The sequence below is a fragment of the Streptococcus taoyuanensis genome (genome assembly GCF_029589235.1).
GTDB lineage: Bacteria > Bacillota > Bacilli > Lactobacillales > Streptococcaceae > Streptococcus > Streptococcus taoyuanensis.
Window position 1 is genome coordinate 45,234 of sequence record NZ_JARQVW010000015.1, and the last position, 8,388, is coordinate 53,621.

Below are 8,388 nucleotides of genomic sequence, written 5' to 3' on the forward strand. Positions count from 1 at the left end.
TAATAAGTGAGGAGGAAATTATGTACGACATATCATTTATTGAACCATCTTTGCTTCCTAGGGAGCGCTTAGTTTCTGAAGGGGTGGATAAGCTAAGTCATCAGGAATTGTTATCCATTCTCTTACGGACAGGTAACAAGCAAAAAAGCGTTTATGAGATTGCACAAGGTCTTTTGAGCTCGGTAAATAGTTTAAAGGAGTTAGGGCAATTAACCCTAGAGGAGCTACAGGAAATCTCTGGCATTGGGCGAGTGAAGGCCATCGAACTTCAGGCTGTTATTGAGTTTGGACGAAGGATTCATAAAGATGAACTAATGAGTTCCGAACAAATCATGAGTAGTCAGAAATTGGCCCATAAAATTCAACAGGAAATTGGCCATAAAAAGCAGGAGCACCTAGTTGCCCTTTATTTGAATACCCAAAATGAAATTATTCATCAACAGACGATCTTTATTGGAACAGTGAATCGAAGTATCGCGGAGCCGCGTGAAATCCTGCATTATGCACTGAAGCACATGGCAACCTCCATTATCTTGGCTCACAATCATCCATCTGGTGCTGTGTTCCCCAGTAAAAATGATGATGAAGTCACTCAGCGAGTCTTAGAGGCCTGTGAAGTAATGGGGTTGACCCTATTGGATCATTTGATTGTATCCGAAGAAAACTACTATAGTTATCGAGAAGAAACGGATTATTTGGTATAAAAAAGGTTGGAACCTTCTTGTTCCAACCTTTTTGTTGTTGAAGTATAAGTCTTTATTCTTCGTTTTTACGCATAAAATAAAGAAGTGTTTGCAATTCACTAGTAAGATCGACATATTGGACAACAACCTCTTTAGGAACTGTCAGATGGACTGGAGAAAAGCTTAGAATTCCTTTGACACCAGCATCTACTAAAAGACTAGCAACTTCTTGAGCCTTAACACTTGGAACAGTTAGAACGGCTGTTTGAATGCCTTCTTTTTTGAGATTCTCTTTGATCGTAGAAATCCCATAAATGGGGATCCCATCCTTACTTTTGGTATTAATCAGTTCATGATCATCTACATCAAAAGCCATGACAATTTTCATTTTATTTCGCTCATGGAAACGGTAATTAAGAAGGGCGCTTCCCATATTTCCGATCCCAACAATAGCGACATTAGTAATAGCATTGTCATTTAAAAGATCTGCAAAGAAGTTCATCAGTTTTTTTACATCATAACCAAATCCACGTCTTCCCAATTCACCAAAATAAGAAAAATCTCTGCGAACAGTAGCAGAGTCAATCCCAATTGCATCCGCAATTTGCTTGGAATTGGCGCGCTCTATTTTTTCAGAGTTAAAGCGTTTAAAAATGCGGTAGTAGAGCGATAAGCGTTTTGCTGTTGCGCGTGGAATTGGAGTATTTTTATCATGTTTCACAATATCACAACCTTTCCCTCTTATTGTATAGGAAGATTGTGAAAAAATCAACTATCTTGAACGGTTTTTCAAAAATATTTTTGTCTAAAGAAAAAGCTGATGGCGATGGAGAGTTCCATCAACATCAGCTTAGTTTTCAGCTTGCTCTACCTTTTTCAAAAAAGCATAGAGTCCATCGACTCGCCCTGTATAGGGGAGTTTTTCTCCCTTGTATTCAATGGATACGATTGAGTAAAAGTCAGGCAGGGTTACACAGCCTGAAAAATCGAGGATGCAGGCTGCAAGGTCGGGATAAGTAGTCGTTCGTTCTACTTGGTAAGCGTCGATATAAGTTAGGGTTACCATATTAGGCCTCTGTTTTGTTGAAAATTTCTCTTTCGACAAGACTATCCATTAAGAAATAGAATTTTTGTTGGATAATGTCATTTTCTGGATTTTTAAAGATATTCACCAGGCGAAGCCCAGACTTGTCTGTAATATTGATCTTAAAACCTGTCAAATCTTTATTGAAAATGATTTTAAGTAGGAAGCCTTCGCCGCTATTTGGAACGGCCTCGAGCAAACGATTTAACTCGTAATTTCCAACTTTTGTAACAGCAAATGTATTGTCACGTAAGGTATATTTTTTAACATTTGGGTGTAGACTATAGGTATATTTGCAGTCTTTCAATGAAACACTTGTTTCAAAAGCCATATTGTTCTCCTATGATAAAATTTCTTTAAGTTTTGAGAGGAAGTCTTGAACCTCCTCTACGGTATTGAGTTCTGAAAAACTAATTCGAAGGGATTCTTTTAGGCGTGAGCTATCTTTTCCATAGAGCGCCTCAAGGACATGGCTGGGTTGAACTGTACCGGCGGTACAAGCAGAACCTGTAGAGACAGAAATTCCAGCAAGATCGAGTCGCATCAATAATACATCATTTTGGACACCCGGAAAGCCAAGGTTCCAAACAAATGGAAGATGATCGTCATTCGCATTTACGTAGTAGTCGTAGGCTGCTAAACCATTGACTAGTTCCTGGCCAAGTTTTTGAACCTGGTTGAAATTTTCTTCTTGATGAAGTGTAGCTTGCTGAAGCGCGGTTGCCATCCCGACAATTGAAATGAGATTTTCCGTGCTGGCTCTCATCTTACTTTCCTGATCCCCACCATGTAAGAGATTATCAAAATCTGGGGCGGCCGCATAAAGGAAGCCGACGCCCTTTGGTCCATGGAATTTGTGGGCAGAAGCACTGAGAAAATCAATCCCCAACTCTTCGGGATAGACAGGGACCTTTCCAATTGCTTGGACAGCATCAACGTGAAAGGCAGCTGGATGATCTTTTAAGAGTTCTCCGATTTCTTTAATCGGTAGAAGATCGCCTGTCTCGTTATTGGCAAACATGGTAGAGACAAGAATGGTATCCGGTCTAAGAGCCGCCTTGATATCACTAGCCTGAATGCGTCCATCTCTTGGTTGGACGATCGTAACTTCAAATCCGAAACGTTCAACAAGATATTCGATGGGTTCTAGAACCGCATGGTGTTCCAAAGCGGTAGTAATGATGTGTTTGCCATCTGCTTGGTGTTTCAAGCAGTAGCCTTTTATAACGGTATTATTACTTTCTGATCCACCTGAGGTGAAAAAAATCCGATTTGGAAGAGTATGGAGGGACTGAGCAATCTGCTCGCGAGACTCTCGAAGGAGTTTACTAGCCATCCGCCCATGAGCATGAAGGCTCGATGGATTTCCAAAAGTGGTCTTCATAGTTTCAGACATTTTATCAATGACTTCAGGTAGAAGGGGAGTTGTTGCGGCATTATCAAAATATATCACATTAAGACCTTATTTCTTGTGGTAGGCAAATAGAGGACTAACAGGTTTTCTTTCTTGAATGCGAACAATAGCTTCAGCGATCAGTTCGCTAGCTGTCAGATAGTTAATATTTTTAGGAGTTGGTCCGTTTGGAGCAACAGAATCGGTTACTAAGATTTCTTTGATCGGAGCTTGGTCTAATAACTCGACAGCACCTTTCACAAATAAACCATGGCTTGATACAGCATAAATTTCAGTAGCACCTTCGCGTTCGACGATTTTCGCAGCTTCTGAGAATGTCTTACCGGTATTGAGGATATCGTCAATCAAGATTGCTTTCTTATCTTTGACATCCCCGATAATATAGCCATAATCACGGTTTGCATCATCTTGCTCGTAATCAATGATCGCAATCGGTGCATCAAGATATTCAGCTAAACTACGAGCTCGTTTGACACCTGAATTTTTAGGGCTGACGACGACGACATCAGGCCCTGTTAGACCTTTATTAATGTAGTGTTCTGCAAAGAGTGGAATGGTAAAGAGGTTATCCACGGCAATATCGAAGAAACCTTGAACCTGCACCGCATGAAGATCCAGTGTGACAACGCGATCCACCCCAGCTTTGACCAACATGTTTGCGACGAGTTTAGCAGTAATTGGTTCACGAGGAGCAGCAGTCCGGTCTTGGCGGGCATAACCGAAGTAAGGCATGACCACATTGACAGTATTTGCGCTGGCCCGTTGGCAAGCATCTACCATAATTAACAGTTCCATCAAGTGATTGTTGACCGGGAAACTGGTTGATTGAATGATATAAATATCATATCCACGAACACTTTCCTCAATATTGACTTGGATTTCACCATCTGAAAATTGACGGGATGAAATTTTCCCAAGTGGAACCCCAGCATGATCCGCGATTTTTTGCGCAATCTCTGGATTTGAATTGAGAGAGAAGAGCTTCATATTTTTTTTATCTGACATGTGATTCCAACCTCATTTAGATTTTTGATCTTAGCACTATTTTAGCAAAAATTTGCGATAATTTCAGCTATTTTACAATCTTTCCGCCAATCTGGCGATTTTATTTTTTGCAGCTTTGTAGACGATTCCATGCTCTTTGATGAACTGATGGAAATTTTCTTCCTGCTCAGCTGTTTCGACCTCGATTTCCAACTCATAATCTTCAGTGTCTAGATAGAGACTGTGGTCCAGCGCCACTAAGCCTGCATCAGTTTCTTTTTCGAATCGTTCTGTTGTAAGGCTTCCCCAGACCGCGAGTTGCTCAACTGGGATTTCTTTAGATTTCAAGAGTTTTTTGATTTCTCCGTCAGGAAACTGTTGGTGTTGAAGGATCGCGTCGGTTTCTTCTGGGCTGAGGTTTTGATTGTACTCGAAATGGCCAACATCTTCAGGGACTTTGAGAGTCAATTCAGCCTGATCTGTGAAAGTACGCACCCGCAAGGCCATTTTTTCCTTACGGATGAGCTGGTCGGGTGTATCGATATAGTGATTGGTTTGGACAACCAATTCTGTATCAGCAAAAAGTGGAAGGAGGGATTGGTATTCCTCCTTGTCTAGCATGGTTTTGTATTCAATTTCTAAATGGTTCATTTTGTGGTCCTTTGCTTTTTTTCAAAAGCGATTCATGATATAATAAGAGATGTGTTTATTGTATACAAAAATGGTTCAGATTACAAGGTGGTAGGATGGCAATTGATTGGGAAAACTTCTTAGATCCGTATATCCAAGCAGTTGGGGAATTAAAAATCAAACTGCGTGGGATTCGTAAGCAATATCGTAAGCAACAAAAGCATTCTCCAATTGAGTTTGTTACAGGACGGGTCAAGCCGATTGAGAGCATTCGCGAAAAGATGATCCGAAGAAATATTTCTGAAGAAAATCTGGCTCAGGATATGCAAGATATTGCTGGTCTTCGCATCATGGTCCAGTTTGTGGATGACGTCGAAGAGATCCTAGAGGTTCTGAGACAACGGCAGGATATGCGCGTGGTCCAAGAGCGAGATTACATCCGCCACAAGAAATCAAGTGGCTACCGGAGTTACCACGTCGTGGTCGAGTATCCGGTCGATACCATTGATGGAAATGAAACGATCTTAGCAGAGATTCAAATTCGGACCTTGTCCATGAATTTTTGGGCAACCATTGAACACTCGCTTAATTATAAATATAAAGGAGACTTTCCAGACGAGATCAAAAAACGCTTAGAGACGACAGCAAACCTGGCCTATCTCTTGGATGAAGAGATGGGGGCAATTCGGGATGCGATTCAGGAGGCTCAAGCCCTGTTTGATCCACTTCATCGTAAGTTAAATGATGGCGTTGGAAATAGTGATGACACAGATGAAGACTACAGGTAAAAAAGTATCCATTATTCGCAATCGCAAGCGTCAAAGTGAAGAGGTTTTTCAGCAGTTGCGCTACAAGCTTCGGAAAAATAATTTTATTTTGACGGAGAAGCACCCGGATATTGTGATTTCAATTGGTGGCGATGGGATGTTGCTATCAGCCTTTCACAAATATGAACACCAGTTGGATCGGGTGCGATTTGTTGGCGTCCATACCGGACACTTAGGATTCTATACAGATTACTTAGACAGTGAAATCGATAAGCTGGTTGAGAATTTGAAATATGATACAGGCGCTAAGGTTTCTTACCCCATTTTGAATGTCAAGATTACTTTCGAAAATGGGGAAACCCGTACCATGAGAGCGTTGAACGAAGCGACGATTAAGAGAAGCGACCGGACCATGGTTGCCGATCTCACGATTAATGGAGTGGATTTTGAGCGCTTCAGAGGAGATGGGATTACCGTTTCGACTCCGACAGGAAGTACGGCTTACAACAAATCCTTGGGAGGAGCAGTCCTTCACCCAACTATTGAGGCGCTACAGATCGCTGAGATTGCTAGTCTCAACAACCGTGTTTATCGTACCTTGGGTTCTTCTGTCATTGTCCCTAAAAAGGATAAGATTGAGATTACACCGACGAGACCTGGCTTTCACATTATCTCTGTTGACAATTCAACCTATTCTTACCGCAATATTGCAAAGGTAGAATACCAGATTGACAACCATAAGATTAATTTTGTGGCAAGCTCCAGTCACACCAGCTTCTGGAATCGGGTCAAGGATGCCTTTATCGGAGATGATGGAGAATGAGATTTGAATTCATTGTCGATGAGCATGTTAAGGTTAAGACCTTCTTGAAAAAGCATGAGGTTTCTAAGGGGCTCTTAGCAAAGATTAAGTTTCGTGGTGGCCAGATCCTTGTCAATGGCCGTCCGGAGAATGCAATTTATTTGTTGGATATTGGGGATCGCTTGGTCATTGATATTCCAGCAGAAGAAGGGTTCGAAACCCTAAAACCCATGAATCGGCCTTTGGATATTTTGTTTGAAGATGATCATTTTTTGGTCTTAAACAAACCCTTTGGGATCGCCTCGATTCCAAGTGCGATTCATTCCAATACCTTGGCAAATTTTGTAAAAGGCTATTATGTGAAGCAGGGCTATGAGAACCAGCAGGTCCACATAGTCACTCGCCTGGATAAGGATACTAGTGGCGTTATGCTCTTTGCCAAACATGGCTATGCTCATGCCCGTTTAGATAAGCAATTGCAAGCCAAAACGATTCAGAAACGCTATTACGCCTTGGTCAAGGGATCTGGGAAGCTTGATCCTATCGGAGAAATTATTGCTCCGATTGCGCGTGATGAAGATTCAATTATCACCCGAAAGGTAGCTAAAGGTGGCAAGTATGCTCATACAAGCTACCAGGTTGTTCAATCTTTTGGTGATATTCACCTAGTGGATATTCAGTTACACACAGGTCGAACCCACCAGATCCGCGTTCATTTTTCCCATATTGGTTTTCCGCTCTTGGGAGATGATCTCTATGGCGGAAGTTTAGAAGACGGCATTGAGCGCCAAGCCCTTCATTGTCATCGTCTATCCTATTATCATCCATTTCTAGAGGAAGAATTGGTCATAGAAAGTCCACTGCCTCCAGATTTCCAAGCTGTATTAACACAGCTTCAAACTAGTTATTAATTATTAAAAGGAGTAAAACTCATGGAAGTTTTCGAAAATCTCAAAGCCAACCTCGTTGGTAAGAATGCACGTATTGTATTACCAGAAGGTGAAGAACCTCGTATCCTCCAAGCGACAAAACGCATTGTGAACGAGACAGAAGTAACCCCTGTCTTGCTTGGTAATCCAGATAAAATTCGGATTTATCTTGAAATCGAAGGGGTTTTGGATGGATATGAAGTCATCGATCCTCATTCTTATCCAGGTTTTGAAGAAATGGTAGCTTCCTTGGTAGAACGTCGTAAGGGCAAAATGACAGAAGAAGAAGCACGTCAAGTCTTGAAAGACGACGTTAACTATTTTGGTGTCATGTTGGTACACATGGGAATTGTTGATGGGATGGTATCTGGTGCGATTCACTCAACAGCCGCAACTGTTCGTCCGGCCTTGCAAATTATCAAAACTCGTCCAAATGTAAAACGGACTTCAGGAGCTTTCCTTATGGTTCGTGGATCTGAACGTTACTTGTTCGGGGACTGTGCCATCAACATCAATCCAGATGCTGAAGGATTAGCCGAAATTGCTATCAACTCAGCTATCACAGCCAAGATGTTTGGAATTGATCCAAAAATTGCTATGTTGAGCTATTCAACAAAAGGATCTGGTTTCGGTGAAAGTGTTGATAAGGTTGTCGAAGCGACTAAGCTTGCTCATGAACTTCGTCCAGATCTTGAAATTGATGGGGAATTGCAATTTGACGCAGCCTTTGTTCCTGCAACTGCAGCCTTGAAGGCTCCAGGAAGCAAGGTGGCAGGTCAAGCCAATGTCTTTATCTTCCCTGGTATTGAAGCAGGTAACATTGGATACAAGATGGCAGAACGTCTCGGAGGCTTTGCGGCGGTAGGTCCTGTCTTGCAAGGATTGAATAAACCAGTCAACGACCTCTCTCGCGGATGTAATGCAGATGACGTTTACAAATTAACCTTGATTACAGCAGCTCAAGCTGTAGAACAATAAGTAATGCATTTAGAGAGTGGGACAGAAATCGGTAATTCGCTAGAATTCGATTTCGTCGTCCCACCTCCGCACAGTTGAGTAGGGCTGTAAAAGCTGATGAAATCAGCGTAGTAGAGC

The 8,388-nt window shown here is 41.8% G+C and carries 11 protein-coding genes; 5 read left to right on the forward strand and 6 right to left on the reverse strand.

Annotated elements, in window-relative coordinates:
* Nucleotides 1-20: 20 nt before the first annotated feature.
* Nucleotides 21-704, forward strand: a complete 684-nt coding sequence (gene radC / locus P5Y91_RS08950; RefSeq protein ID WP_049506208.1) for a RadC family protein — start codon at nt 21-23, stop codon at nt 702-704.
* A 52-nt stretch (nt 705-756) separates the two neighbouring features.
* Here the strand turns inward: radC and P5Y91_RS08955 are convergent, their stop codons facing one another.
* The 6 genes from P5Y91_RS08955 to P5Y91_RS08980 form a co-directional block, all read right to left on the reverse strand.
* Nucleotides 757-1,404, reverse strand: coding sequence for a redox-sensing transcriptional repressor Rex (locus tag P5Y91_RS08955; RefSeq protein ID WP_277839321.1), 648 nt, complete (start codon nt 1,402-1,404; stop codon nt 757-759).
* A 129-nt stretch (nt 1,405-1,533) separates the two neighbouring features.
* A complete protein-coding gene (locus P5Y91_RS08960) occupies nt 1,534-1,749 on the reverse strand; it encodes a DUF4649 family protein (protein ID WP_118228208.1) in 216 nt (71 codons plus the stop codon).
* Between the two features lies 1 nt (nt 1,750).
* Nucleotides 1,751-2,098: a DUF1831 domain-containing protein gene (locus P5Y91_RS08965; protein ID WP_009730974.1), complete on the reverse strand. Its 348-nt coding sequence runs from the start codon at nt 2,096-2,098 to the stop codon at nt 1,751-1,753.
* Between the two features lie 9 nt (nt 2,099-2,107).
* Nucleotides 2,108-3,220 carry a cysteine desulfurase family protein gene (locus P5Y91_RS08970; protein WP_156672263.1) on the reverse strand — a complete coding sequence of 371 codons (1,113 nt, stop codon included), beginning with the start codon at nt 3,218-3,220 and terminating at the stop codon, nt 2,108-2,110.
* Between the two features lie 9 nt (nt 3,221-3,229).
* The gene (locus tag P5Y91_RS08975; RefSeq protein ID WP_003007186.1) at nt 3,230-4,186 is read right to left on the reverse strand and encodes a ribose-phosphate diphosphokinase; all 957 of its coding nucleotides are present in this window, start codon (nt 4,184-4,186) and stop codon (nt 3,230-3,232) included.
* 72 nt (nt 4,187-4,258) lie between these two features.
* Entirely contained in the window at nt 4,259-4,816 is a 558-nt protein-coding gene (locus P5Y91_RS08980; protein WP_277839322.1) for a CYTH domain-containing protein, read from the reverse strand.
* Between the two features lie 95 nt (nt 4,817-4,911).
* On the opposite strand from P5Y91_RS08980, the gene yjbM reads away from it, so the two are divergent.
* The 4 genes from yjbM to pta are packed head-to-tail and all read left to right on the forward strand — an operon-like array spanning nt 4,912 to nt 8,271.
* Nucleotides 4,912-5,583 (forward strand): GTP diphosphokinase, encoded by a 672-nt coding sequence (yjbM, locus tag P5Y91_RS08985; protein WP_023918039.1) that lies wholly within the window; start codon nt 4,912-4,914, stop codon nt 5,581-5,583.
* Complete coding sequence (locus P5Y91_RS08990) at nt 5,567-6,385, forward strand: NAD kinase (protein ID WP_305366792.1); 819 nt, start codon at nt 5,567-5,569, stop codon at nt 6,383-6,385. Before yjbM ends, P5Y91_RS08990 begins: the two co-directional genes overlap by 17 nt.
* The gene (locus P5Y91_RS08995; RefSeq protein ID WP_277839323.1) at nt 6,382-7,275 is read left to right on the forward strand and encodes an RluA family pseudouridine synthase; all 894 of its coding nucleotides are present in this window, start codon (nt 6,382-6,384) and stop codon (nt 7,273-7,275) included. The genes P5Y91_RS08990 and P5Y91_RS08995 overlap by 4 nt, the downstream gene beginning before the upstream one ends.
* 21 nt (nt 7,276-7,296) lie before the next feature.
* Nucleotides 7,297-8,271: a phosphate acetyltransferase gene (gene pta / locus P5Y91_RS09000; RefSeq protein ID WP_021153149.1), complete on the forward strand. Its 975-nt coding sequence runs from the start codon at nt 7,297-7,299 to the stop codon at nt 8,269-8,271.
* Nucleotides 8,272-8,388: the final 117 nt, after the last annotated feature.